Source organism: Nonomuraea sp. NPDC048892, from assembly GCF_040649735.1.
Lineage (GTDB): Bacteria > Actinomycetota > Actinomycetes > Streptosporangiales > Streptosporangiaceae > Nonomuraea > Nonomuraea maheshkhaliensis.
The window spans coordinates 889,683-915,634 of sequence record NZ_JBEZFZ010000001.1 but is presented as its reverse complement, the minus strand read 5'-3'; the positions used below and the strand labels follow the sequence as shown (position 1 = coordinate 915,634).

The 25,952-nt window shown below is 72.0% G+C and carries 26 protein-coding genes; 13 read left to right on the top strand and 13 right to left on the bottom strand.

The window, feature by feature from the left end:
• Window positions 1-115: 115 nt before the first annotated feature.
• From AB0C28_RS04480 to AB0C28_RS04465, 4 genes are all read left to right on the top strand, one after another.
• Window positions 116-1,300 carry a M20/M25/M40 family metallo-hydrolase gene (locus AB0C28_RS04480; protein ID WP_357838588.1) on the top strand — a complete coding sequence of 395 codons (1,185 nt, stop codon included), beginning with the start codon at window positions 116-118 and terminating at the stop codon, window positions 1,298-1,300.
• A 150-nt stretch (window positions 1,301-1,450) separates the two neighbouring features.
• On the top strand, window positions 1,451-1,900 hold the full coding sequence (locus AB0C28_RS04475; protein WP_346108450.1) for a hypothetical protein: 450 nt from the start codon (window positions 1,451-1,453) through the stop codon (window positions 1,898-1,900).
• Window positions 1,901-1,913: 13 nt separating this feature from the next.
• On the top strand, window positions 1,914-2,522 hold the full coding sequence (locus AB0C28_RS04470; RefSeq protein WP_358073063.1) for a cell wall protein: 609 nt from the start codon (window positions 1,914-1,916) through the stop codon (window positions 2,520-2,522).
• Window positions 2,523-2,532: 10 nt separating this feature from the next.
• Window positions 2,533-3,390 (top strand): MauE/DoxX family redox-associated membrane protein, encoded by an 858-nt coding sequence (locus AB0C28_RS04465; RefSeq protein ID WP_357838592.1) that lies wholly within the window; start codon window positions 2,533-2,535, stop codon window positions 3,388-3,390.
• Window positions 3,391-3,459: 69 nt separating this feature from the next.
• On the opposite strand, the gene AB0C28_RS04460 is transcribed toward AB0C28_RS04465, so the two are convergent.
• The 3 genes from AB0C28_RS04460 to AB0C28_RS04450 form a co-directional block, all read right to left on the bottom strand.
• Window positions 3,460-3,801, bottom strand: a complete 342-nt coding sequence (locus tag AB0C28_RS04460) for a chorismate mutase (RefSeq protein ID WP_357838595.1) — start codon at window positions 3,799-3,801, stop codon at window positions 3,460-3,462.
• 43 nt (window positions 3,802-3,844) lie between these two features.
• Window positions 3,845-5,017: a 4-hydroxybenzoate 3-monooxygenase gene (locus tag AB0C28_RS04455; protein WP_358073062.1), complete on the bottom strand. Its 1,173-nt coding sequence runs from the start codon at window positions 5,015-5,017 to the stop codon at window positions 3,845-3,847.
• A 73-nt stretch (window positions 5,018-5,090) separates the two neighbouring features.
• Entirely contained in the window at window positions 5,091-5,342 is a 252-nt protein-coding gene (locus tag AB0C28_RS04450; protein ID WP_357838601.1) for a hypothetical protein, read from the bottom strand.
• Between the two features lie 175 nt (window positions 5,343-5,517).
• On the opposite strand from AB0C28_RS04450, the gene AB0C28_RS04445 reads away from it, so the two are divergent.
• Together AB0C28_RS04445 and AB0C28_RS04440 are read left to right on the top strand one after the other, a co-directional pair.
• Window positions 5,518-6,786: a sensor domain-containing protein gene (locus tag AB0C28_RS04445; RefSeq protein ID WP_357838604.1), complete on the top strand. Its 1,269-nt coding sequence runs from the start codon at window positions 5,518-5,520 to the stop codon at window positions 6,784-6,786.
• Window positions 6,777-7,424, top strand: a complete 648-nt coding sequence (locus AB0C28_RS04440) for a response regulator transcription factor (protein ID WP_346108464.1) — start codon at window positions 6,777-6,779, stop codon at window positions 7,422-7,424. The genes AB0C28_RS04445 and AB0C28_RS04440 overlap by 10 nt, the downstream gene beginning before the upstream one ends.
• A gap of 33 nt (window positions 7,425-7,457) precedes the next feature.
• Here the strand turns inward: AB0C28_RS04440 and AB0C28_RS04435 are convergent, their stop codons facing one another.
• Window positions 7,458-7,715: a hypothetical protein gene (locus AB0C28_RS04435; protein WP_357838607.1), complete on the bottom strand. Its 258-nt coding sequence runs from the start codon at window positions 7,713-7,715 to the stop codon at window positions 7,458-7,460.
• Between the two features lie 214 nt (window positions 7,716-7,929).
• Between AB0C28_RS04435 and AB0C28_RS04430 the strand changes: the two genes are divergently transcribed.
• Window positions 7,930-9,261 carry a hypothetical protein gene (locus AB0C28_RS04430; RefSeq protein ID WP_357838610.1) on the top strand — a complete coding sequence of 444 codons (1,332 nt, stop codon included), beginning with the start codon at window positions 7,930-7,932 and terminating at the stop codon, window positions 9,259-9,261.
• Between the two features lie 77 nt (window positions 9,262-9,338).
• Here the strand turns inward: AB0C28_RS04430 and AB0C28_RS04425 are convergent, their stop codons facing one another.
• Window positions 9,339-10,742 carry a hypothetical protein gene (locus AB0C28_RS04425; RefSeq protein WP_357838613.1) on the bottom strand — a complete coding sequence of 468 codons (1,404 nt, stop codon included), beginning with the start codon at window positions 10,740-10,742 and terminating at the stop codon, window positions 9,339-9,341.
• Window positions 10,743-10,936: 194 nt separating this feature from the next.
• Here AB0C28_RS04425 and AB0C28_RS04420 point away from each other — a divergent pair, with 194 nt between their 5' ends.
• The gene (locus tag AB0C28_RS04420; protein WP_358073061.1) at window positions 10,937-11,719 is read left to right on the top strand and encodes a response regulator transcription factor; all 783 of its coding nucleotides are present in this window, start codon (window positions 10,937-10,939) and stop codon (window positions 11,717-11,719) included.
• Here the strand turns inward: AB0C28_RS04420 and AB0C28_RS04415 are convergent.
• Complete coding sequence (locus tag AB0C28_RS04415) at window positions 11,711-12,433, bottom strand: hypothetical protein (protein ID WP_358073060.1); 723 nt, start codon at window positions 12,431-12,433, stop codon at window positions 11,711-11,713. The genes AB0C28_RS04420 and AB0C28_RS04415 overlap by 9 nt on opposite strands.
• A 62-nt stretch (window positions 12,434-12,495) precedes the next feature.
• Complete coding sequence (locus tag AB0C28_RS04410; RefSeq protein WP_357838620.1) at window positions 12,496-13,692, bottom strand: cytochrome P450; 1,197 nt, start codon at window positions 13,690-13,692, stop codon at window positions 12,496-12,498.
• A 172-nt stretch (window positions 13,693-13,864) separates the two neighbouring features.
• On the opposite strand from AB0C28_RS04410, the gene AB0C28_RS04405 reads away from it, so the two are divergent.
• Together AB0C28_RS04405 and AB0C28_RS04400 are read left to right on the top strand one after the other, a co-directional pair.
• Window positions 13,865-15,379 (top strand): FAD-dependent monooxygenase, encoded by a 1,515-nt coding sequence (locus tag AB0C28_RS04405; RefSeq protein ID WP_358073059.1) that lies wholly within the window; start codon window positions 13,865-13,867, stop codon window positions 15,377-15,379.
• Between the two features lie 21 nt (window positions 15,380-15,400).
• The gene (locus tag AB0C28_RS04400; protein ID WP_358073058.1) at window positions 15,401-16,354 is read left to right on the top strand and encodes an NAD-dependent epimerase/dehydratase family protein; all 954 of its coding nucleotides are present in this window, start codon (window positions 15,401-15,403) and stop codon (window positions 16,352-16,354) included.
• A gap of 1 nt (window position 16,355) precedes the next feature.
• Here the strand turns inward: AB0C28_RS04400 and AB0C28_RS04395 are convergent, their stop codons facing one another.
• From AB0C28_RS04395 to AB0C28_RS04375, 5 genes are read right to left on the bottom strand one after another with little or no spacing between them, the layout of a single operon-like run.
• On the bottom strand, window positions 16,356-17,627 hold the full coding sequence (locus AB0C28_RS04395; RefSeq protein WP_357838626.1) for an ABC transporter substrate-binding protein: 1,272 nt from the start codon (window positions 17,625-17,627) through the stop codon (window positions 16,356-16,358).
• 5 nt (window positions 17,628-17,632) lie between these two features.
• A complete protein-coding gene (locus AB0C28_RS04390) occupies window positions 17,633-18,634 on the bottom strand; it encodes a branched-chain amino acid ABC transporter permease (protein ID WP_357838628.1) in 1,002 nt (333 codons plus the stop codon).
• The gene (locus AB0C28_RS04385; protein ID WP_358073057.1) at window positions 18,631-19,512 is read right to left on the bottom strand and encodes a branched-chain amino acid ABC transporter permease; all 882 of its coding nucleotides are present in this window, start codon (window positions 19,510-19,512) and stop codon (window positions 18,631-18,633) included. The genes AB0C28_RS04390 and AB0C28_RS04385 overlap by 4 nt, the downstream gene beginning before the upstream one ends.
• Before the next feature lie 4 nt (window positions 19,513-19,516).
• Window positions 19,517-20,233, bottom strand: a complete 717-nt coding sequence (locus AB0C28_RS04380) for an ABC transporter ATP-binding protein (RefSeq protein ID WP_358073056.1) — start codon at window positions 20,231-20,233, stop codon at window positions 19,517-19,519.
• Window positions 20,230-20,988: an ABC transporter ATP-binding protein gene (locus AB0C28_RS04375; protein ID WP_357838637.1), complete on the bottom strand. Its 759-nt coding sequence runs from the start codon at window positions 20,986-20,988 to the stop codon at window positions 20,230-20,232. Before AB0C28_RS04375 ends, AB0C28_RS04380 begins: the two co-directional genes overlap by 4 nt.
• 178 nt (window positions 20,989-21,166) lie before the next feature.
• Here AB0C28_RS04375 and AB0C28_RS04370 point away from each other — a divergent pair, with 178 nt between their 5' ends.
• The 3 genes from AB0C28_RS04370 to AB0C28_RS04360 all read left to right on the top strand — a co-directional run bounded on the left by AB0C28_RS04370 (window position 21,167) and on the right by AB0C28_RS04360 (window position 24,856).
• Window positions 21,167-22,555: a helix-turn-helix domain-containing protein gene (locus AB0C28_RS04370; RefSeq protein WP_357838640.1), complete on the top strand. Its 1,389-nt coding sequence runs from the start codon at window positions 21,167-21,169 to the stop codon at window positions 22,553-22,555.
• Window positions 22,542-24,032, top strand: coding sequence for a long-chain fatty acid--CoA ligase (locus AB0C28_RS04365; protein WP_357838643.1), 1,491 nt, complete (start codon window positions 22,542-22,544; stop codon window positions 24,030-24,032). Before AB0C28_RS04370 ends, AB0C28_RS04365 begins: the two co-directional genes overlap by 14 nt.
• Window positions 24,033-24,106: 74 nt before the next feature.
• Entirely contained in the window at window positions 24,107-24,856 is a 750-nt protein-coding gene (locus tag AB0C28_RS04360) for a sulfite exporter TauE/SafE family protein (RefSeq protein ID WP_358073055.1), read from the top strand.
• 15 nt (window positions 24,857-24,871) lie between these two features.
• Here the strand turns inward: AB0C28_RS04360 and AB0C28_RS04355 are convergent, their stop codons facing one another.
• Window positions 24,872-25,900, bottom strand: a complete 1,029-nt coding sequence (locus tag AB0C28_RS04355; RefSeq protein ID WP_357838649.1) for a LacI family DNA-binding transcriptional regulator — start codon at window positions 25,898-25,900, stop codon at window positions 24,872-24,874.
• Window positions 25,901-25,952: the final 52 nt, after the last annotated feature.

The following is a 25,952-nucleotide window of genomic DNA, read 5'->3' as shown; positions in this document are numbered from 1 at the left end:
AGCCGGCCGACACGCGATGCGGCCGGCTTGAAGCGGTGCCGACCGGCCGGAAGCGGTTCGGACCGGCTGGGAAGCGGTGCGGCATGATGGGCCTGGATCCCCCAGGAGGCCCGCCATGCCGCCCGTTGTGCCGCCCGCCGTACCATCCACCGGATCGTCCGCCGGCGATCCGTTGCCGCTGCTCGAACGTCTCATCGCTGCGGACTCGGTCAATCCCGACCTCTCCCCCGGCGGCGCCGGCGAGTCGGCGGTGGCCGAGCTGTGCGCGGAGTGGCTGGGCGAGCGCGGTTTCGAGCTCCACCGGCTCGAACGAAGGCCCGGCCGCCCGTCTCTGGTGGCCGTGGCGCGCGGCACCGGGGGCGGGCGGTCGTTGATGCTCAACGGCCATCTGGACACGGTCGCGTACGGCACGTACGACGGCGACCCGCTCACCCCGCGCGTCCAGGACGGCCGGATATACGGCCGCGGCGCCTTCGACATGAAGGGCGGTGTGGCCGCCATGATGGCCGCCGCCGCCCGCGCCATCGCGGCCGGCCCACTGCGCGGTGACGTCATCGTGGCCTGCGTGGCCGACGAGGAGCACGCCAGCTTCGGCACCGAGGAGGTGCTGGAGAGGTTCACCGCGGACGCGGCGATCGTGACCGAGCCGAGCCTGCTGGAGGTGACGCTCGCGCACAAGGGGTTCGCCTGGTTCGAGATCGACGTCCTGGGCCTGGCCGCCCACGGCTCGCGCCCCGACCTGGGCGTGGACGCGATCGCCAAAGCCGGTCACTTCCTCGTCGCCCTGGAGGAGCTGGGCCTGCGCCTGGCCGCCTCGGGCGGGCACCGGCTGCTCGGGCCCGGCACCGTGCACGCCTCGCTCATCGAGGGCGGGGAAGGCCCTTCGACGTATCCGGCCCGCTGCCGGATCACCGTCGAGCGGCGCACGGTTCCCGGTGAGAGCGCCGAGACCGTACGGGCCGAGCTGGCCGAGATCCTCGACCGGCTGGCCGCCACCGTCCCCGATTTCCGGTACGAGCTGCGCGGTGGCCTGCACCGCGATCCGTTCGAGGCCGATCAGGAATCTCCTATCGCGCGGGTGCTGCTGCGGCACGTGGAGCGGGCGCTGGGCCGGCCGCCGGTGATCCGCGCGGAGCCGTTCTGGACCGACTGCGCCCTGCTGGCCCGCGCCGGGATCCCGTGCCTGCTCTTCGGGGTGGACGGCGGCGGCGCGCACGCCGACACGGAGTGGGCCGATATGGCCTCCGTCGAGCTGGTCACGGACGTGCTGGCGGCGACGATCGCCGAGTTCTGCGCCTGATCCACCCGCCCGGATGCGCCTCCCGGCCGCCGCATGCCCTGACAAATTCGGGCATTGACGAAAAATCCTTACATGGTAGTTGTAGATCGAGTCGGAAAGCTTCAAACCCCTCGCTGAGATCGTCCAGAGCTCACCCAAGGAGGACGCGCCATGGCGCGAAGCACGGCCACCGACCCGCCCGCCGACTTACTCGGCCCCGTCCAAGGAGAGGTCTCCTGGTTCTGCTGCGGCACCGCCTGGGGCCCGTGCAGCAGCACCGGCAAGGGAGCCTGCGGCACCTGCAACTCCGGCAACCTCCAGCACGCCTGGCCCAACACCTCCGACGCCTGCTGGGCCATCACCCGCCCCGACAGCTGCGGCGTCGGCCTGTCCCGCCGTACGTGCGGGTTCCGCCACCGCATCACGGCCCTGTGCAGCGGCTCCAGCGTCGTCACCGCCATCGCCGACTGCGGCCCGCAGACCGACCTGTTCTGCGGCGAGCGCAGTTGCTGCGGCGCGACCTGCGCCAGTAACCGGCTGATCGACCTCACCCCCGCCGCCTACAGCCAGATCGCCAGCCTCTCCTCCGGCCTGCGGCCGGCCGAGATCTCGACGGCCTGAGGAGGCGGAGCAGATGCGCAGCAGAAGGGATGTGCTCAGGTCCGCCGTGCTCGGCGGAGGCGCCGGCGTCGTCGCCGCCACCGCGATGGGCTCGCTCGGGCCCGAGGCGGCCTTCGCCGCCACCGCGTCCGCGCCCACGCAGAAGGTCGAGCCGGGCGCGCCCGACCCCGACTTCGCCGAGGGCCGGATCCGCTCGATCAAGGAGAACACGCTGCTCGTCCTGGGCTCGAACATGGTCTTCCACACCATCAGGGTCGTGGACGGCACGAGCCTGTGGAAGCTGGGACCGGTCGCGTTCGACCAGGCCAAGCCGGGAGACGGCCTGTACGCCAGGGGTGTGCGCATGCCGGACGGGATGCTGGCCGCCGAGTCGGTGTGGCTGAACATCGTCAACATCAAGGGCCACATCAAGAACATCACCGGACAGACCCTCCACCTCGACCACAACGGTCACGAAGTGCTGTGCCACGTCGTCGCCGGCAAGTCGGTGGCCATCCACTCCGAGTCGCCGCCCACCGAGGACCTGTCGATGCTGAAAGTGAGCCAGCACGTGCAGATCCTGGGCGCCTGGCGGCCGGACACGAACGAAGTGGACATCGCAACGGTCTTCTCCCCGCACTAGGAGGCAGTTCGTGAACGGGATCGCCGCGTCTCAGCCGTACGTGATCGCTTTCTTCCTCCTCTGGGCAGGTCTGTTGAAGCTGCTCAGCCGGCGGATGCGGGCACAGGCCGGCCAGACCGCTCTGGCCCGGCTCACCGGCCCGGCGCGCGCGGTCCCGGTCCTGCGGCTCGTCGGACTGGCCGAGGTCGCCGTGGCCACCGCCCTGCTGCTCCCCGCCCTCTTCTTCGGCGGGGCGACCGCGCACCTCCTCGATGGGGGCGCCGCGCCGTCGCCCGCGCATCTTCCCGGCGGGGTCGCCGCCGCGCTGCTGTCGGCCGGCTTCCTCGTCTATCTCGCCTACGCCCACGTCGCCGCGCCCGCCGCGTCGTGCGGCTGCCTGGGCACCCATGCCAAGCCCGTGGACGCGCGCTCCTTCGCCCGGGCGGGGCTGCTGCTGGCCGCCGCGCTGGTCACCGTGCTGTTCGCGGCGGCGCCCGGCCTGCTCCCGGCCGAGACCCTGCCCAGTGGTCTGGCGGGCGGTCTGGCGGGGGTCGTGGTCCTGGCGGAGATCGCGGCGCTGCTGGCTCTGTCATCGGAGCTGGACCGCTACTGGCTCGTCCCGCTGCGCCGCCTACTGGTCCGCCTGCGCCGACCGCTCGCTCTCACACCCACCGGGAGCGTTCCGCTGGAGGCATCGCTGCACCTGCTGCGCCGCAGCCCCGCCTACTGCTCGGCCTCGGCCCAGCTCACCTCGGACGTGCGCGACACGTGGGACGAGGACGGGTTGCGCTTCGTCGTCTACGGCGCCCGCGACCGCACGGCCGTCTTCGCCGTCCCCCTCGTCGGCGACGACCCGCACGCGGTCAAAGTCGCCCTGGTGAACGTCTGAAGCTCGAACGTCTGAAGCCCGGGAACGCTCAAGGGCGTGTGGACGCTCGGAGCGGGCCCGCGCAGCGGGTCAGTTGCCGCGGGAGGCCGCGTGGTTGCTGGCGATCAGCTCGTGGTGCCGGACGACCTCGGCGATGATGAAGTTCAGGAAGCGCTCGGCGAAGACGGGGTCGAGCTTCGACTCCTCGGCCATGGCGCGCAGGCGGCGGATCTGGGCCGCCTCCCGCTCGGGGTCGGCCGGGGGAAGCCGGTACTCGGCCTTGAGCCGGCCCACCTCCTGCGTGCACTTGAAGCGTTCGGCCAGCAGATGGACGAGCGCGGCGTCGAGGTTGTCGATGCTGTCGCGGAGCCGTTGCAGCTCCTTGCGGATGAAGATTTCCTGTTCGGTCAGATCCTGAGAGGTTTTATCCACAAATATCCCCACATAGCGCAACATGACCCTAGAAGGGGAAATGTTACCCGCCGGCCATCAGGTCGGCGAAGGCCCGAGCCGCCGCCCCCGAGCTGAACAGCCGCTCCAGCCGCGCCCTGGCCAGCTCCCGCCGGAACGGCCCCGCCAGCGTCGCGTCACCGGACTCGTGGGTCATCTCGGTCAGCCAGCGCGAGAACTCCTGGGCGTTCCACACCTTTTTCAGGCACGTGGCCGAGTACGCCTCCAGCGGCCCGCCGTCCCCCTCGCGCAGCGCCGCCCGCAGCGCGTGGGCCAGGACGTCCGCGTCGGCGATGGCCAGGTTCATCCCCTTTCCGCCCATCGGGGTGATGATGTGGGCGGCGTCCCCGGCCAGGAAGAGGCGCCCGTACCGCATGGGGTCGACGACGAAGCTGCGCATGTCCACCACGGCCTTCTCCGTGATCGGCCCCTCGGGCAGTCCCGGGTCGCCGAGGCGCAGCCGTAACTGGGCCCAGATCCGGGCGTCGTCCCAGTCGTCGAGCGCGTCGGCGGGCGCGCACTCCAGGTAGAAGCGGCTGGCCTGCGGCCCTCTCGGGAAGTGGGCGGCGAAGCCCGCCGGGTGGATCGCGAACATCGGGTGCCGCGGCGGCGTCACGTCGGCCATCACCGTGAACCAGCCGATGCCGTGGTCGTAGGTGTACGTGGTCAGCGCCTGCTCCGGCACGCTCGCCCGGCTGACGCCGTGGTGGCCGTCGCAGCCGGCCACGTACGAGCAGGCGATCTCGCGTACGGTGCCGTCCTGCTCCCGGTAGGAGACGACGGGGGCGTCACCCTCGACGCCGCGCGGCGTCACCTCGGCGGCGTCGAAGCGCAGGCCACCCCCGCCCGCCTCGAAGGCCGCGACGAGCCGGCCGACGAGGACCTGCTGCGGGACGATCCGCCCCGATCTGCCGTCGGCCAGCGCGACCACGTCGAGGAAGCGCGGCTCGCCGTCCACCCTGATCTCCATCGTGGAGTCCCGGTGCGTGCCCGCCAGCACGCTCTCGGCCAGGCCCCAGTCCTCGAAGACGCGGGTCGCGGCGTGATCGAGCACGCCGGCGCGCTGCCGCCGTTCCACGTAGGACCGGCTCTGCCGCTCCAGCACCACGCACGCGACGCCCGCCTGCCGCAGCAGATTGGCCAGGGTCAGGCCGGCCGGGCCGGCTCCGATGACGACGACCTCGGTGCTCTCCGGCATGCTCGGCCCCTCCGGCAATATCAGTGCTTGTCGTCCGGAATCCGACACCAGGATCGGCTGATCCGCAAGTCCTTCAGCTCCGGTCGTTCCTGCGGGTCTCGTAGTGCTGGGCGATCAGCGCCGCGGCGCACCCCAGCGTGGCCAGGCCGAACCCGACCCCGATGAACACGTTGACGTCGGCGATGGACGACACCGCGTTGCAGACCGCGAAGACGGCCAGCAGCAGCCAGAGCACGGGGCGGCGCATCCGGGAGAGGACGCCGGCGGGACGGGTCTCGGTGGTGTGATCGGTCATCATGCGCTCCTCGATCGATCCGTTCGTCATGTCGAGAACGCTACGGAGCGGCGCGGGCCGCGACGATCCCAGCAGCGGGACAGCCGGAGGTACAGCTAGCTGTACTTTTCGGCCGGCGATTGCCTGATGTCCCACCTCTTGTCCTAGTGTCTGTGCGTGTCCGAGCGGACGAAGAGCGGACGAAGCGCGGACGAAGGAGGTGCGGATGCAGGCCCAGGAGCCGGCGGCAGAGCAGCGGCGGGCCCGTTCGTGGGACGTGTTCGCCCGCGCCCGCACCACCCTCGACGGGCTGGAACACCTCGTGGGCGGCATGGGCACCAGCGCCCTGGCGCTCATCGCGCTGATCGGGCTGGCCGCCGTGCTGCCCTTCTGCCTCACGGGCGTGGGCCTGCGCCTGGTGCCGATCTCCCTGCGCGGGCTGCGTACGGTCGCCAACAGGGAACGGGCCCGGCTGTCCCGCTGGGGCCCGGAGATCATCAACCCCGATCCGGTGCCCGCCGACTGGCGGGTGGCCGTCAGGCAGCCCGCCACCGGCCGCGAGCTGCTCTGGCTGGCCTGGCACGCCACGATGGGGCTGCTGCTGGGCGCCATCGGGCTGACGCTGCCGTTCCGGGCGGCGCTCGACCTGGTGTTCCCGCTCTACTGGCCGCTGCTCGGGCCGGAGGATCGGGCCGGCGCCATCCTGGAGATCTGGCCGGCCGACGACCTGCCGAGCGCGCTCCTGGTGAGCCCGATGAGCCTGTTCTGGCTCGGGCTCGCGCTGGCCCTCATCCCGGGCATGGCCCGGCTGCAGGCGTGGCCCGGCCGCCGGCTGCTGGCCGCCGATCCGGGCACCGACCTGGCCCTGCGGGTGGCCCAGCTGACCGCCACCCGCGCCGCCGCGCTGGACGCGCACGCCGCTGAGCTGCGCCGGATCGAGCGCTCCCTGCACGACGGCACGCAGAACCGGATCGTGGCCGTCAACGTCCTGCTGGGCGCGGCCCGCCGCGCGGTGGAACGTGACCCGGCCACCGCCGACGCCGTGCTCGAACGGGCCCAGGACGCCGCCGAGCAGGCGCTGGCCGAGTTGCGCGCGGTCGTGCGCAGCATCCTGCCTCCGGTGCTGGCCGATCGCAGCCTGGCCGACGCGCTGAGCGGCCTGGCCGCGGCCAGCCCCGTGCCGTGCGAGGTCGACGCCGAGGTGCCGGGACGTTGCCCGGTCTCCGTCGAGGCCACCGCCTACTTCGTGGTGGCCGAGGCCCTCACCAACATCGCCAAGCACAGCAAGGCGCGGCGCGCCACCGTGACCGTGCGGCGGACCGACGACCGGCTGCGCATCCAGATCGTGGACGACGGCCGCGGCGGGGCCGTCGAGGACGGCGGGTCCGGGCTGGCCGGGATCCGCCGCCGTACCGAGGCGCTCGACGGCACCTTCACCCTGACCAGCCCTGTGGGCGGGCCGACCACCATGAATGTGAGCCTTCCATGCGGATAGTGATCGCCGAGGACGACGCCCTGCTGCGCGAGGGCCTCGCGCTGCTGCTGCGCGCGGAAGGGCTCGACGTGGTGGCCACCGCCCCCGACGCCGCCGGGTTCCTGGAGGCGGTGGACACGTACAAGCCGGACGTCGCCATCGTGGACGTACGCATGCCGCCGACCCACACCGACGAGGGCATCGTGGCGGCCGTCGAGGCCAGGCGGCGGCTGCCCGGGCTCGCCGTGCTCGTGCTGTCGGCCTACGTCGAGCAGGCGTTCGCCACCGACCTGCTCTCCCACGGCAGCTCCCGCCTCGGCTACCTGCTCAAGGAGCGGGTCGGCCGGGTCGGGGAGTTCCTGACGGCGCTGCACCGGGTGGCCGACGGCGGCACCGCCATCGACCCCGAGGTGGTCGCGCAGCTGCTGACCCGCAGCCGCCCGGACAACCGGCTGGAACGGCTGAGCCCGCGTGAGCGCGACGTGCTCGCGCTGATGGCGGAGGGGCTCGGGAACGCGGCCATCGCGGAGCGGCTGTTCGTCACCGACGGCGCCGTGCACAAGCACATCCGCAGCATCTTCGCCAAGCTCGACCTCGCGCCGACCGACGGGACGGACCGGCGGGTGGCGGCCGTGCTGCAGTACCTCGAAAGCGCCTGACCGCCACCGTACCTCGAAAACGCTCAACCGCTTTCAGGCGCCGAGGTCGCGGACCACATTGTCGAGCCGGATGGCCAGCCGGTCGAGCTCGTCCTCCGTCGGCTCGCCCGCCGGCAACTGGGCGATCACCTCGTCGCGCCGCGCGATGACCAGGCCCCTGTGCGCCTCGTCCACGTCGGAGGCGGGCAGCACCACGCAGTCACCGCGGACGAACACCAGCGTGGCGTCAGGATGACGCGATTCGAGCAGCTCACGGACGCACTCTTTGTCGATCACAGACATGGAAGACATCGGCTTTCCTCCCCCGGTCGGCCCCTCCAGGCAGCCGCCTACCCCCGTACGGAGCGCAAGAACCCCGGCCCTGCGGGACCTGCTTCCAGCAGGTGCCTGACCGGCGAATACACCCTTCTGCGGCAACACGTGTCGTCCTCGGTCAATTACGGAGAGTGACCGTATGGTGAAGTCAGTGGCCGCAGGTGGCCCCTCCGCAAGCGAGAGGATCGAAATGCCGCAGGAACCGAGAATCGACGTCGAGACCAGAGCCCACGGGATCGAGAGCAGCCTGTCCGCAGAACAGGTCGAGCGGATCGCCGAAGCGCTCGGCCACCAGGGCGTCTGGTTCGCCGGCCCGCCGGAGCGCTCCGGTCAGACCCGCCCGCCCGAGCAGGTCTGGGAGCTGGTCGGCGACAGCCCGCACCACGGCCGCCTGGCCACCGGCCGCGCCGCCGTGCACCTGGCCGAGGGGCACGACGCGCTGACCAGGCCGCTGATCCTGGCCGACGGCTTCAACTACGGTCCGAGCGACCTGGACGAGCTGTGGCGCCACTTCAACAAGCCGTACGCGCCCGGCAAGCCCGGCTTCCTCGACCAGCTCAGCACGCTCGGCATCGACGTGATCCTGCTGGGCTTCGACCAGCGGCACATCGCCGTCCAGGCCAACGCCGCCGTCGCGGTCACCGCCGTGCAGCGCGCCATCGCCGAGCGCATCGGCGACGCCCAGCTCGTCGTGGGCGGCGTCAGCATGGGCGGCCTGATCACCAGGTACGCGCTGGCCCGCATGGAGACCGAGCGCATCGACCACCAGACGGAGAAGTACTTCTCCTACGACAGCCCGCACCTCGGCGCCTGGATCCCGCTGGTGCTCCAGCAGCTGGCCTACCTGCACGAGGCGCTCGACCCGCGCTCCGACGGGCCGGGCCAGGCCGAGCTGATCCGCAGCCCCGCCGCGCAGCAGCTGCTGTGGGGCTGGGTCGAGAGCGCCGACTACTCGGGCCCGGTGACGGACAACGCGCTGCGCCAGGAGTGGATCGAGGATCTGCGCAGGGTGGGCTGGTTCCCGATGCGCCCGTACAAGCTGGGCATGGCCAACGCCACCGGCAACGGCGTCGGCAACGGCCTGCCCGCCGGCACCCCGGTCTTCGACCTCAACCTCGACGCGCTTCAGCTCGTCGCCCGTTTCCAGCCGGACCTGGGCGAGCTGCAGAACATCGGCACCGTGCGCTTCGGCGCCCCGGTGTGGACGAGCGCCACCTCACACGTCCCGGCGTTCGACGGCGCGCCCGGCGGCACGCTGGACGCGTGGGGCCGGCTCGCCGACGCGATGGGGCTGACGATCGAGCCGCGCTTCCGCAGCAGCTGCTTCGTCCCCGCGGTCAGCGCGGTCGCCCTGGCCAGGGACCTGTACCAGTGGCCGTCCGAGCTGCACCTGGACCTCAGCGACCTGCCGAAGGACGAGACGCAGCTGGACGCGTTCTGCTGCGACACCACCAACACCGAGCACAGCGCGGTGTCCAGGCCGCTGATCGAGTGGTTCCTTGAGCAGCTGGCCGGCTGGTAGAGCGAAGAAGGAGAGTGCCGGCTCGCCGCGCGAGCCGGCACTCGCCGTTCAGCGCACGCCCCGCCGCACGCGGCCGTTCAGCGCACGCCCCGGTGCACGCACAGGAGCTGGTCGCGGGTGGCGTTCTTGTCGCGGTAGGCGATGACGGCCGGGCCCTCGGCGCTGTGGTGGTCGGGCAGCCGCTCGTCGGCGAGCCAGCCGGAGCCGTTGAAGCTGCTCCACCACAGGCTCTGGTCGGACGCGCCGCGGTGCAGGCAGTAGAGCCGGTCCTTGTAGACGGTCAGGGCCGGGCCCTCGGTGGCGTGGTGCGCGGGCAGCTTCTGGTCGGCGCTCCACTTCCCTCCGTCCCAGCGGGTCCACCACAGCGCCGTGTCCCCGCCGGCGCCGCGGTGCACGCAGTAGAGGTGACCGCGGTACGTGGCCAGCGCCGGGTTCGAGCGCGAGGCGTGGCCGGGCAGCCGTTGGTCCTGGCTCCACCGGGAGCCGTCCCAGCGGGTCCACCACAGCGACTCGTCCGCGCCCGCGCCCCTGTGCACGCAGAAGAGCTGCCCGTCGTACGCCGCCAGCGCGGGAGCGGTCTTGCTGAAGTGCTGCGGGAAGCGCTCGTCGTCGCTCCACCTCGCCCCGTCCCAGCGGGTCCACCACAGCGACTCGTCCGCACCGGCGCCCCTGTGCACGCAGAACAGCTGCCCGTCGTACGCCGCCAGCGCGGGAGTCGCGGCGCTGAGGTGCCGGGGGAAGCGCTCGTCGTCGCTCCAGCCCTGCTCGGCGTCGTAGACCGTCCACCACAGGCTGGAGTCGCCCGTTTTGCCGCGGTGCGTCAGGAAGAGCCGGTCCTGGAACTGGGCCAGGGCGGGGCTCGACCCGCTGAAGTGGTCGACGAAGCGCTGGTCGCGGCTCCATCCCTCGCCGGGCTCGTGAACCGCCCAGTACAGGCTGGTGTCACCGGCGGGCCTGCCGTCCTGGCGGGCCGGGACGAGCATGCCGGGCGCGGTCCACGGCGAGACGAGCCTGACCCCGTACGGGCGGGCGATGGAGGCGATCCAGTCCGACCTGGCCCGCACGGAGCGCTCGACGAGCGGGGCGAGCCAGGAGCCGATCACGGCGCCCGCGGTCTCGCCGATGAGCTGCGGCAACTCGGCGGCCAGCAGCGCGGCCGACTCGTTCAGGTGGATCTCGTAACCCCACCACCTGGCCACCGGCCAGACGTCGGCGCCCATCGTGCGCAGCTCGCGCTGGAGGCGCTGGACCCGCTCCCGCTCCTTGGGGGTGAGCGCGGCGATCTGCCGCTCGCTCTCCCGCCTGGCGTCGGCCGCCTGGCGGGCGGGGGCGTCGTCGAGCAACTCCGTCTCGACGGCCGCGTCGACGGCGGCGGAGGCCACCGGGTCGTCCTGGGAGTGCAGGAGAACGGCCTCACCATCGAGCGCCGACTCCTCGGCCGTGTCGGTCCCGACCTTGCCGGCCCGGGTCTCGTCAGTCATTTTCCAGCCCCCTGGAGTGATAGATGAGCGAACTTCGCCATCGTAACGTTGAGTAGTGATTCAATTACTCTGGGGGTGTATTGTTCCGGGTAAAGCCCCCGCAGGGCGGCCTGAGGGTGCGGCGGGCGCGGTTCACAGCCGATTACTAAGCGGCGTTCATCGAACGCTCATGCAAGGACGTCATCGTCACGAGCATGCACACGTCCAGCGCGAACGTTTCGGCCGAGCCCGTGCGCCGGCCCGGCGGCGGCGCCGCCGACATCCTCGTCGTGGCCGGCGAGCCCGCACTGACGAAGCTCCGCTCCACGCTGGCGCGGCAGGAGTCGTGGCGGGTCCGCGGCGCGTACGACGGCGGCGCGGCCACCCGCGCGGCCCGGTGCGCCCGCCCCGACGCGGTCGTGCTCGACGCCACCATGCCCGGCGCGGCCGACGTCCGGCTGCCCGGCGTGCCCGTCCTGTACCTGACCACGACGGACCGCCTGGACGAGGAGCTGGCCGGGCTGGGCGCGGGGGCCGGCGACTACGTGACGAAGCCGTTCCGCGTGGAGGAGGTCGTCGCCCGGCTGCACCGGCTGCTGCGCCGCGCGCGTGCGGCCCGGCGGGACGGCGCCGGACTCGTGGTGGGGGACCTCACGCTGGACCAGCGCACCCGCCGGGCGCGGCGGGACGGCGAGGACATCCGGCTCTCGCCCACCGAGTACGAACTGCTGCGCCTGCTGATGCGCAACCCCGGCCGGGTGCTCAGCAAGGCGCACATCCTCGACCGCGTCTGGGCCTACGACTTCGGCGGCCGGGGCAACGTGGTCGAGCTGTACATCTCGTACCTGCGCAGGAAGATCGACGCCCGGCGCGCGCCGATGATCCACACCGTCCGCGGCGTCGGCTACACCCTGCGCCCGGCCGCTGGGGGCGGGGTGCCCGTCACGCCGGCCGGAGCGCGTCGGACAGCGCGCTCCCGGTCGGGCCGTTCAGGGTGATCGGGTCCAGGGGTTTCTGTCGGTGACCGCGTGGCCGGGTGTCCATCTGACGTAGTAGCCGACGCTCGCTCGCCGGGCTGCCCGCGTTCTGAAGCGGTACAGGCGTGCGTAGCGGCGGTCGCGGGCGCTGGCGAGCCGGTCGAGGAGGCTGGCGCGGCGGTCGCGGGCGCTGGCCCGGCGGTCGTCCGCGCTCGACGAACGCTCCAGCGCGGCGACGCGTCGCTCCTGGCCCTGCTCGCGTTCCAGTTGGACCCGGTCGGCGCGCAGGGCGGACAGTTCGTCGCGGATCGCGGCCCGGTCGAGCCGGTTGCGCTCCCGGTCGGCCGCCGCCGCGTCACGGTCCAGGGCCAGCAGCCGCCAGAGCTCGTCCGTGCCCTCGCCCCGCTCGGCCAGCGCTCGGTACCGGTCGGCGGCGGCCCGGTCGCGTTCCTCGGCCGCCCGGTCGCGACGCTCGGCCTCCCAGAGCAGGTCGTGCACGCGGCGGTCGTGCTCGTCGTTCTCCTGGCGCAGCCGCTCCAACTGCCGGACACGCGGCAACGCCTCCTCGTCCCTGGCGGTGGCCCGCAGGTCGCGCCGCCGCGCCGCCTCGTCGCGTTCGGCGGCGGCGCGGTCGCGCGTGTCGCCCTGCTCGTCACGCTGCCGTGCGGTGAGTTCGCGGGCGCGCGGCCGGTCCCGCTCGGACACCGTCGGCCGCCGGCTGTCTTCGCCTGTCATCGCCATCTCCGGGTACGAGCCGCGTGCCGTCCCTGTGAGTGTGCCCGGCCGCTAGGGAAGCCTCACCACGCCACCTCCAGGGAGGCCATGCCGTACACGATGCTGGACGTGCGGAACTGCGGCGTGTTGTCCGTCGTGCGCAGGCCGGGGAAGCGGCTGAGCAGGGCGGGCAGCGCGGTGCGCAGCTCCATGCGGGCCAGCGGGGCGCCCAGGCAGTGGTGCACGCCGTGGCCGAAGGCGACGTGGCCGGGGGCGCCGCGGGTGAGGTCGAACGTGTCCGCGTCGGGGATGAGCCCCTTGTCCCGGTTCGCGGCGGGCAGGGAGACCAGGAGCAGGTCACCCTCCGCGATCGCCTGCCCGCCGATCTCCGTGTCGGCGGTCGCGACCTTGGTGGTGCCCGAGTTGACGATGCTGAGCCAGCGCAGCAGCTCCTCGACGGTGGCGTCGATCCGCTGCGGCTCCTTCCTGAGCAGGTCGAGCTGCTCGGGGTGGCGCAGCAGGGCGAGCGTGCCCAGGGAGAGCATGTTGGAGGTGGTCTCGTGCCCGGCGAACAGCAGCAGCCCGCCGATCCCGACCAGCTCGTCGGTGGTCAGGTCGTCGCCGTGCTCGCGGACGAGCATGCCCAGCAGCTCCTCGCCCGGGTCCTGCTGAATGCGGGCGACCAGCCCCTCCATGTACGAGCGCTGCTGGAACTGGAGCATCATCCGCTCCTCGCCCGGCACGCTCATGTCGAGCATCCTGTTCGTCCGCTGCTGGAAGTCCTCGCGGTCCTCGTACGGCACCCCGAGCAGCTCGCAGATCACCAGCGCCGGGATCGGCAGCGCGAACGACGGCACCAGGTCCACGGGCGACCCGGCGGCCTCCATGGCGTCGAGGTGGTCGTTCACGATGGCCTCGATGCGCGGTTCGAGGCGGCGCATGCGCCGGATGGTGAACTCGGGCGTCAGCATCCGGCGCAGCCGGGTGTGCTCGGGCGGGTCGAGGCCGAGCAGGTTGCCCGCGCGCACCTTGGCGAGCTGCTCCTCCGTCATCGGCGGCGCTCCCGGCAGCCGCGCGATGGTCTGCGGGGCGACCTTGAACCGCTCGGCGTCGCCCAGCACCTCGCGGACGTCCGCGTACCGCGTCACCAGCCAGGCGTCGGCCCCGAATGCCGTCTGTACCCTCTTGACCCGCTCCTCGTCGCGCGCGGCCGCCAACTCCGGCGCTGGATCGAACTCCACCCGCCGCATGTGCAGCGGCATCGTCGAGGTCTCGCTCATGCAGTCCCCTGGATGGTCCCGGTTTTTGGCTTGCACGCTACTGATCGGGACGCCGGGCTCTCTAGAAGCGATCTTCAATCGTTGTGCGGTCGTACCAGAATCAATGCCGCATTGACGCGGGCCGTACGCCGTCAGGAATATACCTCTCATCATTCTGACGAATAGGACGTCCATGGACCTGGTTCCGCGCGTGCCCGACTCCGTACCGGTGCTGGTGGCCGGAGGCGGGCCCGTCGGCCTGGCCACCGCCGTCGAGCTGGCGTACCAGGGCGTCGAATGCCTGGTCGTCGAGCCGCGCGAGCAGGTGTCGTGGCTGCGGCCGCGCGCGAAGACCACCTCGGCCCGCTCGATGGAGCTGCTGCGCAGGTGGGGGCTGGCGCAGACGCTACGGGCGCGGGCGCCGCTGGCGGTGTCGTGGTCGGACCAGGCGGTGTTCGTGGACAGCCTGCTCGGGCGGGAGATCACCAGGATCGGCGGCTGCTTCGGCCTCGACCTGGCCGGCTCCGACCTGGCCGCCGAGTCCGGCCAGCAGGCGCCGCAGCCGCTGGTCGAGGAGGTGCTGCGCGAGGCGGTCGGGGACGCGCTGCTGACGGGATGGCGGGTGACGGGCCTGCGCGAGGACCCCGACGGGGTGACGGTCACGATCGCGGCGCAGGACGGCACCGAGCAGGAGGTACGCGCCCAGTACGTGGTCGGCTGCGACGGCCCGCGCAGCGTGACCAGGGAGGCCATCGGCGCCCGGTACGAGGGCCGCCAGGACGCCAGGCCCAACTACAACATCGTCTTCCGCGCCCCGGGGCTGGCCGAGCGCATGCCGCACGGCCCCGCCGTGCACTACTGGGTGCTGAACCCGGAGCAGCCCGGCATGGTCGGCCGCCTGGACCTGAAGGAGACCTGGTGGTGCATCGCGCAGGGGGTGCGCGAGCAGGACGCCGACCCCGTACGGCTGGTGCGGAACCTGGCCGGGGCCGACATCGAGGTGGAGATCCTGGCCACCGACCCGTGGACCGCCCGGATGTTGCTGGTCGACCGCTACGCCAGCGGGCGCGTGTTCCTGGCCGGCGACGCGGCGCACCAGAACCCGCCCTACGGCGGGCACGGGTTCAACACCGGCATCGGGGACGCGGTCAACCTCGGCTGGAAGCTGGCCGCCGTGTTGCGCGGGTGGGCGCCGGAGGCGCTGCTGGGCACGTACGAGCGGGAGCGCCGCCCCATCGCCGCCGACACGATCGAGACCGCCGCCGCGAACATGTCCACCCTCGCCCCGGAACTGGCCGATCCGGCGCTGATGGGCCCTGACGAGGAGTTCGAGCGGGTGCGTCCGGCCGTGGCGGAGGCGGTGCGCAGGACCAAGGACCGCGAGTTCCACAGCCTGGACCTGGTGCTGGGCTACACCTACGCGGGCTCCCCGATCGTCGCGCCCGGCTGCGGCGAGCGCCTGCCGCACCGCTGGCTCGCGCCCGGCGAGTCCCTGTACGACCGGCTCGGCCCCGCGTTCAGCCTGGTCGGCGACCGGAGCGCGCCGGGCGCGGACGTGCTGGTGGCGGAGGCGCGGGAGCTGGGCGTGCCGCTGCGCGTCGTGGACCTGCCCGGTGAGCCCCTCGCCCTGGTCCGCCCCGACCAGCACGTGGCCTGGCGCGCCGGCCACCCCTCGGGCGCGCTCCGGATGGCCCTCGGCTTCTCCTGACCCCCGGTCTACGCTGTTCACATGCGCGTAGTGGTGATCGGCGGAAGTGGACACATCGGCACGTACCTCATCCCGAGGCTGGTCGGCGTCGGGCACGAGGTGGTCAACGTCAGCCGGGGGCAGCGCGAGCCCTACAGCCCTCACGGCGCCTGGCAGCAGGTCACCACCGTCACCGCCGACCGCGAGGCCGAGGAGGCCGACGGCACGTTCGGCCGGCGGATCGCCGAGCTCGACCCCGACGTCGTGATCGACCTGATCTGCTTCACCGAGCACAGCGCCCGCGCGCTGGCCGACGCGCTCAGCGGCCGGGTGCGCCAGTTCCTGCACTGCGGCACGGTCTGGGTGCACGGCCCCAGCGCCCAGGTGCCGACCACCGAGGACGCCAAGCGGGAGCCGTTCGGTGACTACGGCGTCCAGAAGGCGGCCATCGAGGCGTTCCTGCTCGACCGGGCCCAGCGTGACGGGTTCCCGGCCACGATCATCCATCCCGGCCACATCACCGGGCCCGGCTGGGTGCCGGTCAACCCGGCGGGCAACGTCGATCCCGGCGTGTTCCAGGCACTCGCCGAGGGCGCCGAGGTGACGCTGCCCAACCTGGGCATGGAGACCGTCCAGCACGTGCACGCCGACGACGTGGCCCGGCTGTTCATGGACGCCATGGCCGGCCGCTCCGCCGCCGTCGGCGAGAGCTTCCACTCCGTCGCCACCACCGCCCTGACGCTGCGCGGGTACGCCGAGGCGGTGGCGGGCTGGTTCGGCAAGCCGGCGCGGCTGGCGTTCCTGCCGTGGGAGCGGTGGCGGGAGACGGTGTCCGAGCACGACGCGCAGGTGACCTACGACCACATCGCGCACAGCCCCCACTGCAGCATGGCCAAGGCCGAGCGGATGCTCGGCCACCGGCCGCGCCACACCTCCCTGGAGGCCATCCGCGAGGCGGTCGAATGGCTGGTGCGAGCGGGCACCATCAAGCCCTAGATCACCCGGTCAGAGGGCCGAACTCCTTGCGGGTGTCGATCACGTCGCCGAACAGTTCCCACCGCTCGCCCTTGAACGTCATGAGCTGCATCGACTCGATCGGGAACCCGTCGCCCTGCGCCGTGTCCATCGTCACCCCCGGCAGCAGCATGTCCACCTGCACCCCCTTGAGGTTGCGCACGGAGTCGCGCAGCCCCTCGCGGGTCGGGCACGCGGCCGCCTCCATGGCCTTGTGGAAACTGCTCGCCACGGCCCAGCCGAACGTGTGGTAAGGCACGTTGGGGTCGGCCTGCGGCGCGTACTGCCGCATCTTGTCCTTGTAGAGCTTCATCTCGGCGTCGTCCGCCCACGTCGGGTCGTTGGGGTCCTTGTAGTAGGTGGCCGACACGACACCCTGCACGTTCGGGAACCCGACCGGCTTCAGCACGGTGATCGAGGCGGCGACGTTGTTGACGATGTGCAGCGGGTTCCACTTGGTGTTCTTGGCGTCGGCCGCCAGCGCCTGCGAGCCGAACTTGGGCGTGGTGATGTTGAGGAACACCTCCGCCTCCGACTCGGCCAGGTTGCGCATCTGCGGATCGATACTGGGGTCGGTCACCTCGTAGCTCTGCTCGGCCACCACCTTGACCTGCGAGCCCTCCAGTGCCCGCTTGAAGCCGCCGAGCAGGTCCTTGCCGAAGTCGTCGTTCTGGTAGAGGACGGCGACCTTGGCCTCGGGCTTCTCCTTCTTCAGATAGGCCGCGTAGACGCGGGCCTCCGAGATGTAGTTGGGCTGCCAGCCGATGGTCCACGGATGTGTGGTGTCGGTGCCCCACTTGGAGGCGCCGGTGGCCACGAAGATCTGCGGGACCTTGCGCTGGTTGGCGTAGTCCCAGGTCGCGGAGGTCGAGGGGGTGCCGAGCGTCTGGAACAGGGCGAAGACCTGCTCCTGCTCCACCAGCCTGCGGGCCTCCTCGACGGCCTTGGGCGGCTGGTAGCCGTCGTCGCGGACGACGAACTCGACCTTGCGCCCGCCGATGCCGTTCTTCTCGGCGTTGACGTAGTCGAAGTACGCCTTGATGCCCTTGGGGATGTCCCCGTACGCGGAGGCGGGGCCGGACAGCGGATAGATGCCGCCCAGTTTGATGCTCTTGTCGGTAATGCCGGTGGTCTGCTGCCCGGCGCACTGGCCCGACGCGGCCGTGCCTCCGGTGTCACCGCCGCCGTCCCGTCCCCCGCAGGCGGCGACGGCGAGCAGGAGCAGCGCCGTGCAGCCGATGGCGGTTACTCGCATACCTCTTACTCCTTCCGGGGAATCTTCTTGACCAAGCGCCCGGCCAGGCCGGCCAGCCCCGTGGGGGCCACGTACATCACCACGATGATCAGCAGGCCGAAGATGACGCCGGGCGCGGCGTCGTTGACGTCCTGCGAGATGCTCGGCACGAACATCACGAACAGCCCGCCCAGCACCGGCCCCGACAGCGAGCCGAGCCCGCCGACGACCAGCCCGGCCAGCAGGGTGATCGACAGGTTCACGGTGAACGAGTCGGGCGAGACGAAGCCGATCACCCACGTGTAGACGCAGCCGGCCGCTCCGGCGAACATGGCGCTCCAGGCGAACGCGAGCGTCTTGTAGAACGACAGCCGCACGCCCATGACCTCGGCCGCCGTCTCGTTGTCCCTGAGCGCGTGCAGCGCCCGGCCCACGCGCGAGCGCAGCAGGCCCGCGGCCAGCAGGAACGCGGCGACGGCGACGACCAGGGTGAGGAAGTAGAGCCACTGGTCTTCGGCCAGGCCGCTCCAGGCGGGCGGCGCGGGCTTGGCCAGCGTCAGCCCCATGGAGCCGCCGGTCACCTCCTCGAACCGCTTGAGCAGCGGCACCAGGAAGATCGCGATGGCGAGCGTCACGAGCGCCAGGTACAGGCCGCGCAGCCGCATCGCGGGCACGCCGAGCGCCAGCCCCAGCACGAACGCCACCCCGGCCGCCACGGGCAGGGTCAGCGGGTACGGCAGGTCCCAGCGGTCGAGCAGGATGGCCCCCGTGTACGCCCCCACGGCGAAGAACGCGCCGTGCCCGAGCGAGATCTGCCCGGCGTGCCCGACGAGCAGGTTGAGCCCGAGCAGCGCCACCGCGTACACCAGCACCATCGTGAGCTGGAAGACGTGGAAGGGCGCGAGCTGGAAGGGCGCGTAGACGGCGGCGGCCAGCAGCAGGGCGAGCGCGGCCCAGCGCCACCTGGGGTCGGGCGGGCGCCGCGCGCGTACGGGGGCCGGCTCGGTGACGACCTTGGTGGCGCTCATGCCCGCTCCACCACCGCTCGGCCGAACAATCCCTGCGGCCGCAGCAGCAGGACCCCGAGAATGATCACCAGCGGCACCCCCACCTTGAGGTCGGATCCGATGATGCCGACGTACGCCCCGGCGAGCGTCTCCGCGACGCCCACGATCAGCCCGCCGGCGACCGCCCCGAGCGGGCTGTCGAAGCCGCCGAGCGTGGCCGCCGCGAACGCGTAGATGAGGACGCCTCCCATCATGTTCGGCTCCAGGAACAGCAGCGGCGCGACCAGCACCCCTGACACCGCGCCCACGGTGGCGGCCAGGCCCCAGCCGAGCGCCAGCGTCCGGCCGACGCGGATGCCGACCAGCCGCGCCGAGGCGGGGTTGGTGGCCACGGCGCGCATCCCGAGCCCGATCTTGGTGTGCTGGAAGAGCAGGTAGAGCAGCCCCATGACCACCGCGACCACGCCGAACACGCCGAGCGTGGAGAAGCTCACGCTGACCCCGGCCGCCTCCAGCGCGCCGCCGGGGAAGGGGTTGGGGAAGTCCTTGATGAGGAACGTCCAGATCCAGCCGGCCGCCGCGTTGACGAAGATGAACAGCCCGACGGTGACGATCACGATGGTGAGCTCGGGAGCGCCCTCGACCGGCCGGATGATCACCCGCTCGATGAGCATGCCGCCGGCGAACGACACCGCGAGCGTCAGCACCAGGGCCAGCCAGAACGGCAGACCGGCGGCCACGCACTGCCAGGCGACGTAGGTGGAGAACATGGCCAGCTCGCCCTGGGCGAAGTTGACGATGCCGGTGAACTGGTAGATCAGCACCAGGGCCAGCGCCAGGCTGGCGTAGATGGCGCCCGCGCCGAGCCCTTCGACGACCTGCTGCACGAATCCGGCCATCGCGCTACACCCGGTACCCGAGGTAGGACTGCGCGACCTGCTCGTCGGCCCTGATCTCCGCCGCCGTGCCCGACAGCACGATGCGCCCGGTCTCCAGGACGTGCGCCTGCTGGGCGATGCCGAGGGCGAGATGGGCGTTCTGCTCGACGACGACCACGGTGGTCCGCTCCTCTGCGTTGATGGCCTGGACGATGCGGAACAGCTCCCGGGTGACCAGCGGGGCCAGGCCCAGGGACGGCTCGTCGAGCAGCAGCAGCCGGGGGCGCAGCATGAGGGCGCGGCCGAGGGCCAGCATCTGCTGCTCGCCGCCGCTCAGGCTGCCCGCCGCCTGCTTGAGCCGGGTCTTCAGCACCGGGAAGTAGGTGTAGATGCGGGCGAGGTCCTGCTCGACCTCCGCTCCGCGGGGCCGGACGTACGCGCCGAGGCGCAGGTTCTCCTCGACGGTCAGCGGCATGAATGTGCCCCGGCCTTCGGGCACGTGGGCGACGCCGTGCCTGGCGATCGTGTCGGGCGAGCGGCCGGCCAGCGTGGTGCCGCCGAGCGTGATCGTGCCGCGGGCCCTGACCACGCCGGACAGGGCGCGCAGCAGGGTCGTCTTGCCGGCGCCGTTGGGGCCGAGGATGGCGCAGACCTCGCCCTCACGGACGGTGAAGCCGACGCCGTGCAGCACCCGCGCGTCTCCGTAACCGGCGACCAGGTCGGCCACCACGAGGTCGCTCATGCCGCCGTCCCCAGGTACGCCTCGATCACGGCGGGGTCGCGCTGGACGTCCTCAGGCGGGCCTTCGGCGATCTTGCGGCCGAAGTCCAGGCAGACGATGCGCTCGCAGATCCCCATGACGAACCCCATGTGGTGCTCGACCACGATCACGGTCAGGTCGTTCTCGGCGCGGATCGCGCCCAGGGTGCCCGCGAACTCCTCCACCTCGGCCGCGTTGAGCCCGTTCACCGGTTCGTCGAGGAGGAGCAGGCGGGGCCGGCCGATGAGCGCGCGGGCCAGCTCCACCCGCTTCAGGGTGCCGAACGGGAGCCCGGTCGCCGGATGGCCGGCCACCTCCGTCAGGCCCAGCCGCTCCAGGACCGCGTCCGCGTCGGCGCGCAGCTCGCGTTCCTCGCGGCGCACGCCCGGCAGCCGCAGCCCGGCGGACAGGAAGCCGGCGCGGCCCCGGTGATGCGCGCCGACCAGCACGTTGTCGCGTACCGACAGGCGCGGGAACAGGCCCAGGTTCTGGAACGTCCTGGCGATGCCGAGCGGGGCGATGGCGTAAGGGGCCACGGCGATGAGGTCGCGGCCCTCGTACGCGATCGTGCCCGAGTCGGCGTCGTAGCGCCGGGTCAGGCAGTTGAACAGGGTGGTCTTGCCGGCGCCGTTCGGCCCGATGAGTCCCACCATCTCGCCGGCCGCCACCTCGAACCCCACGCCGTCCAGCGCGGTGATGCCGCCGAAGCGAACGGTAAGATCGTGCACCTCCAGCATCCGGCCTCCTGGAGAACAATGTTCTGAAGTTGCGCTCAGCGTAGGAGCCGCTCGTCAGGAGCCGCATTGGGCACGGTGACCCAAGATGTTTCCGGCAAGTTGTCCTCTGAGCACAGGGAGGGTCTCGGACCGGTTACGACCCGTTGACCGCCCGGCGACGGGCATGGATCATCCCGGCATGTCCACCGGTTCGAGCACCGTGGCAGCCGCCGTCCGCGCGGAACGCACCCGAATCCTGTCCGAGCTGCTGAACGACCTTCCCGACCTGGCCGTCGTCGCCGTGTCGACCATGCTGGAGGAGATCCCCGCATACGCGGCGCAGGACGCCGCCTTCCGCACCGACGTGCGCGACCAGGTGGTCAAGCACTACCGGGCCAAACTGGGTGTGCTGCTGGAGGAGCGGACGGTCACCCCCGACGACATCTCCTTCACCCGGCGCGCCGCCATGCGCCGGGCCAGGGCCGGGATGGCGCTGGCCGACTACATCAACGCCTTCAGGGTCGGGCAGCAGGTCTTCTGGGAGGCCGTGGTCGAGCGGGCCGGGCACACGTACGCCGGGCGCGAGGCGGCGCTGTCGCTGGCCACGCCGCTGATGCGGTACTGCGACTTCGCCAGTACGCACGCGGCGAACGCGTACATGGAGTTCCAGCAGTACGCGGCGGCGGAGGCCGTACGGGAGAGCCGCGACCTGCTGGAGACGCTGCTGGCCGGCAGCCTGCCCACGCGGGGCAGGGAGCTGGCCGCGGCGCAGGCGCACGGCCTGGTGCCCGACACCCGCACGCCGCTGCTGGTGGTGATCGCGGTGCTGGCCGGGCCGCCCGCCCCGGTGCCGAGCGGCCCCGACCAGGGCGCCGACGCGCTGCACGCGGCGTGCGCGGCCATCGCCAGGACGGGTGGGAACGGCGTGCGCACGCTGTCGGTCGTGCGTCAGTCGGAGATCGTGGCCATCCCCGTGCTCGGCCCCCACCAGAGCCCCCATCAGAGCCCCCATCAGAGCGCTGAGGAGTTGTGCGACCGGCTGCAGGGGGTGCTGCGCGGCCTGGCCACGGAGGGCATCAGGCTGGCCATGGGCGTCAGCACCGTGGCGACGGGCGCCGCGCAGCTCCCGCAGGCCTACCAGGAGGCCAGGGCCGTGCTGGACTTCCTGCCCGAGGAGGGCGGGGTGGCGGCGCTGCCCAGGATCACGCCGTTCCAGTATCTGGCGCTCAAGGCCGACGACACCGCGCGCAACCTGGTGGACGCGCGCATCACCGCGCTGCTGTCGGAGGACCGGGCCCGCGGCGGCGTGCTGACGGCCACGATCAGGGCGTTCGCCGAGGCGGACCTGAACCTGCGGGTGGCGGCCGAGCGGCTGCAGATCCATCCCAACACAGCGCAGTACCGGATGCGGCGGATCCAGGAGCGCACCGGGCGGAGCCTGCGCTCGATCAACGATCTGGTCGAACTGCTGGTGGCCATAGCCCTCCAGGACACACTTCCCACCAATACCGGGCGGGAAAGACTGGGCACCGCGACCAATGAGGGGCGCGGGAGAGCGGACGTACCTTCTTTCCATGAACCTCGCTGACCGGCTCCACACCGCCGCCGACCGGCTGGGCGGCAGGGCGGTGCTCACGCTGGACGAGGCGGAGCTGACCTACGGCGCGCTGGAGGAGCTGAGCGCGCGGCTCGCCGGGTTGCTGCGGTGCCGCGGGATCGGTCCCGGCGACCGGGTCGCGATCATGCTGCCGAACGTGCCCGAGTTCGGCGTCGTCTACTACGGGGTGCTGCGGCTCGGGGCCGTGGTAGTGCCGCTGGACCCGCTGCTCCGGCGCCGGGAGATCTCGGCCTACCTGGGCGACTGCGGAGCCAGGCTGCTGATCGCCTGGCACGCGTTCGCGGAGACGGCGGAGGCGGGCTCGGCGGGCACGAAGGCGGACTGCTTCTTCGTGGTGCCGGGCGAGTTCAGGCGGCTGCTGCGGGGCGTGGCGGCCGAACGCGAGATCGCTCCCACGGCGGCGGGCACCACCGCGGTGATCCACTACACCTCGGGCACCACCGGCCGGCCGAAGGGCATCGAGCTGACCCACGCCAACCTGGGCGGCAACGCCGCGACCGTGGCCCGCATGCACGCGCTCGGCGTGGACGACGTGGTGCTGGGCGCGCTGCCGCTCTACCACACGTTCGGCCAGACCTGCTCGCTCAACGCGACCGTGCACGCGGGCGCGCGGCTGACGCTGCTGCGCCGCTTCGAGGCGGGCCGGGCGCTCGAAGTGATCAGGCGCGACGGGGTGACGGTCTTCCAGGGCGTGCCGACCATGTTCATCGCGCTGCTCGACCATCCCGGCGCCTCCGACATGTCGATGCTGCGGGTCTGCGCGTCGGGCGGGGCGGCGCTGCCGCTGGACGTGCTGCGCGCGTACGAGGCCAGGTTCGGCTGCGAGATCATCGAGGGGTACGGGCTCAGCGAGACCTCCCCCGTCGCCGCGACCAACCGGGGCGGCCGGCACCGCAGGCCCGGCTCGATCGGCTGGCCCATCAGGGACGTCGAGATGAAGGTGGTCGACGAGGACGGCCGCGAGCTGCCCGCCGGCGCGATCGGCGAGATCGTGGTGCGCGGCCCGAACGTGATGAAGGGCTACTGGAACGACCCCGAGGCCACGGCCGAGGCCGTCCACGACGGCTGGTTCCACACCGGCGACCTGGGCCGGGTGGACGAGGACGGCTACTTCTTCCTGGTGGACCGCCGCCGCGACGTGATCATCAGGGGCGGGTACACGGTCTATCCGCGCGAGGTGGAGGAGGTGCTCTACGAGCATCCGGCGGTGCGGCAGGCGGCGGTGATCGGCGTGCCGCACGCGGGGCTGGGCGAGGAGATCGAGGCCGTGGTGGCCCTGCGCGCGCCGGTGACCGGGGAGGAGCTGCGCGACTTCGTACGGGAGCGGGTGGCGGCGTACAAGTATCCGCGCCGGGTGTCGTTCGTGGACGAGCTGCCGATGAGCCCGACCGGCAAGATCCTCAAGCGGGCGCTGACCCGCCCGGCCGCCGGCGGCCGCTCCGGTTGATCTCAAGAGCGAGATATCTCACATAGCGGTATTAATCATCTTATTCAGTAAGATGAGATCTAAAGTGGCCAGGCATGACACCCTGGGAAATGGTCGCTGTGCTCGTGGCCGGCATCGCGGGCGGGGCCATCAACACCGTGGTCGGGTCGGGATCGCTGATCACGTTCCCCACGCTCCTCGCCGTGGGCCTGCCGCCGATCACCGCCAACGTCTCCAACAACATCGGCCTGGTCCCCGGCGGGCTGAGCGGTGTCATGGGCTACCGGAGCGAGCTCAAGGGCCAGCGCGAGCGGCTGCTCCGGCTCGCCCCCGCCTCCCTGGCCGGCGCGCTGACCGGCGGCCTGCTGCTGCTCAACCTGCCCGAGCGCACGTTCACCGTGGTCGTCACCGTGCTCATCGCGCTGTCGTGCACGCTGGTCCTGATCCAGCCCAGGCTCAACCGGCTGCTGGCCGCCCGGCCCCGGCGCGCGCACGGCGGCCCGTGGCTGTGGCTCGGCGCACTGGCCGCGGGGGCGTACGGCGGCTATTTCGGCGCCGGGCAGGGCATCCTGCTCATCGGCTTCATGGGCATCCTCATCGACGAGGAGCTCCAGCGCATCAACGCGGCCAAGAACGTGCTCGTCGTCGTGGTCAACGGCGCCGCCGCCATCCTGTACGCCCTGGTCGCCGACGTGGACTGGCTGGCGGTGCTGCTGGTGGCGCTGGGCTCGACGGCCGGCGGCTTCCTCGGCGCCCGCCTGGGTCGCCGGCTGCCCGCCCCGGTGCTGCGCGCGACGATCGTGGTCATCGGCGTCCTGGCGATCACCAAGCTCCTCGTCGGCTGAGGCGCGAGGCGGCGGTCAGTCCGGCGGGCGAACCTCGCCCGCGCTGCTCTCCCTGACGATCAGCCGGTGGGGCACCACGATCTCGGGTGGTGAGCCCAGCTCGCCGCGGATCGACTCCAGCAGCGTGTCCACCGCCCGGCGGGCGATCTCGCCCTTGTCGGGAGCGACCGTGGTCAGGCTGGGCGTGCTGTACTGGCCCTCCTCGATGTCGTCGAGACCCACCACCGCCACGTCCTCGGGGATGCGGCGGCCCGCCCTGATCAGCGCCCTGATCGCGCCGAGGGCGAGCAGGTCGTTGTAGCAGAAGACGGCGTCCGGCGGGTCGGGCAGGGCCAGCAGCCGCTCCATGGCCTCGGCGCCCAGCCGCCGGTGGAAGTGCGTGGTGGGCATGATCAGCGCCTCGTCGACCTCCAGGCCGTGCCTGGCGTGGGCCTGCCGGTAGCCGGCGGTGCGGAGCTGGGCGGTCTCGCCGGTCGCGTACGGCTGATCGCCGATGGCGGCCACCCGGCGGCGGCCGAGCCCGAGCAGGTGGTCGGTGGCGTCGCGGGCGGCGGCCACGTTGTCGATGGCCACGTGGGGGAAGCTGCCGTTGAAGATGTGCTCGCCGAGCAGCACGATCGGCACCCGGTTGCCCCTGCCGCGCAGCTCCTCGGCGGTGACCGACAGCGGGCTGAGCACCAGACCGTCGAACATGGTGGCCCGCGAGTCGCGCCCGAGCAGCTCGCGCTCCCTGTCACCGTCGCCGTCGGTCTGGTCGATCATGACCACGTAACCGCGCGTCCTGGCGGCGGTGATCACCTCGCGGGCCAGCTCGGCGAAGTAGGGGACGTCCAGCTCGGGCACCACGAGGGCGATCATCCCGGTGCGTCCCTGTTTGAGGTTGCGGGCGATGAGGTTGGGACGGTAGTCGAGCTCGTCGAGCACCGCCTGCACCCGGGCGCGCAGCTCGTCGGAGACCGGCGCGTAACCGTTCACCACGTTGGACACCGTGCGGATGGACACGTTCGCCCGCTTGGCGACGTCACGCAGGGTTGGACCGGCCATGCGTCTCCTATACCTCCGACCGCTCGTGTTGGGAAGATCCTAAACCCGGTCT

Excerpts from the sequence above, each read along its gene's own strand:
- AB0C28_RS04415 (WP_358073060.1), bottom strand. The coding sequence starts at position 12,433 with ATGACAGGCGAAGACAGCCGGCGGCCGACGGTGTCCGAGCGGGACCGG.
- AB0C28_RS04455 (WP_358073062.1), bottom strand. The coding sequence starts at position 5,017 with ATGCCGGAGAGCACCGAGGTCGTCGTCATCGGAGCCGGCCCGGCCGGC.
- AB0C28_RS04405 (WP_358073059.1), top strand. The coding sequence starts at position 13,865 with ATGGACCTGGTTCCGCGCGTGCCCGACTCCGTACCGGTGCTGGTGGCC.
- AB0C28_RS04400 (WP_358073058.1), top strand. The coding sequence starts at position 15,401 with ATGCGCGTAGTGGTGATCGGCGGAAGTGGACACATCGGCACGTACCTC.
- AB0C28_RS04355 (WP_357838649.1), bottom strand. The coding sequence starts at position 25,900 with ATGGCCGGTCCAACCCTGCGTGACGTCGCCAAGCGGGCGAACGTGTCC.
- AB0C28_RS04475 (WP_346108450.1), top strand. The coding sequence starts at position 1,451 with ATGGCGCGAAGCACGGCCACCGACCCGCCCGCCGACTTACTCGGCCCC.
- AB0C28_RS04440 (WP_346108464.1), top strand. The coding sequence starts at position 6,777 with ATGCGGATAGTGATCGCCGAGGACGACGCCCTGCTGCGCGAGGGCCTC.
- AB0C28_RS04370 (WP_357838640.1), top strand. The coding sequence starts at position 21,167 with ATGTCCACCGGTTCGAGCACCGTGGCAGCCGCCGTCCGCGCGGAACGC.
- AB0C28_RS04390 (WP_357838628.1), bottom strand. The coding sequence starts at position 18,634 with ATGAGCGCCACCAAGGTCGTCACCGAGCCGGCCCCCGTACGCGCGCGG.
- AB0C28_RS04480 (WP_357838588.1), top strand. The coding sequence starts at position 116 with ATGCCGCCCGTTGTGCCGCCCGCCGTACCATCCACCGGATCGTCCGCC.
- AB0C28_RS04425 (WP_357838613.1), bottom strand. The coding sequence starts at position 10,742 with ATGACTGACGAGACCCGGGCCGGCAAGGTCGGGACCGACACGGCCGAG.
- AB0C28_RS04410 (WP_357838620.1), bottom strand. The coding sequence starts at position 13,692 with ATGAGCGAGACCTCGACGATGCCGCTGCACATGCGGCGGGTGGAGTTC.
- AB0C28_RS04380 (WP_358073056.1), bottom strand. The coding sequence starts at position 20,233 with ATGAGCGACCTCGTGGTGGCCGACCTGGTCGCCGGTTACGGAGACGCG.
- AB0C28_RS04430 (WP_357838610.1), top strand. The coding sequence starts at position 7,930 with ATGCCGCAGGAACCGAGAATCGACGTCGAGACCAGAGCCCACGGGATC.
- AB0C28_RS04385 (WP_358073057.1), bottom strand. The coding sequence starts at position 19,512 with ATGGCCGGATTCGTGCAGCAGGTCGTCGAAGGGCTCGGCGCGGGCGCC.
- AB0C28_RS04365 (WP_357838643.1), top strand. The coding sequence starts at position 22,542 with ATGAACCTCGCTGACCGGCTCCACACCGCCGCCGACCGGCTGGGCGGC.
- AB0C28_RS04470 (WP_358073063.1), top strand. The coding sequence starts at position 1,914 with ATGCGCAGCAGAAGGGATGTGCTCAGGTCCGCCGTGCTCGGCGGAGGC.
- AB0C28_RS04435 (WP_357838607.1), bottom strand. The coding sequence starts at position 7,715 with ATGTCTTCCATGTCTGTGATCGACAAAGAGTGCGTCCGTGAGCTGCTC.
- AB0C28_RS04445 (WP_357838604.1), top strand. The coding sequence starts at position 5,518 with ATGCAGGCCCAGGAGCCGGCGGCAGAGCAGCGGCGGGCCCGTTCGTGG.
- AB0C28_RS04375 (WP_357838637.1), bottom strand. The coding sequence starts at position 20,988 with ATGCTGGAGGTGCACGATCTTACCGTTCGCTTCGGCGGCATCACCGCG.
- AB0C28_RS04395 (WP_357838626.1), bottom strand. The coding sequence starts at position 17,627 with ATGCGAGTAACCGCCATCGGCTGCACGGCGCTGCTCCTGCTCGCCGTC.
- AB0C28_RS04450 (WP_357838601.1), bottom strand. The coding sequence starts at position 5,342 with ATGACGAACGGATCGATCGAGGAGCGCATGATGACCGATCACACCACC.
- AB0C28_RS04420 (WP_358073061.1), top strand. The coding sequence starts at position 10,937 with ATGCACACGTCCAGCGCGAACGTTTCGGCCGAGCCCGTGCGCCGGCCC.
- AB0C28_RS04360 (WP_358073055.1), top strand. The coding sequence starts at position 24,107 with ATGACACCCTGGGAAATGGTCGCTGTGCTCGTGGCCGGCATCGCGGGC.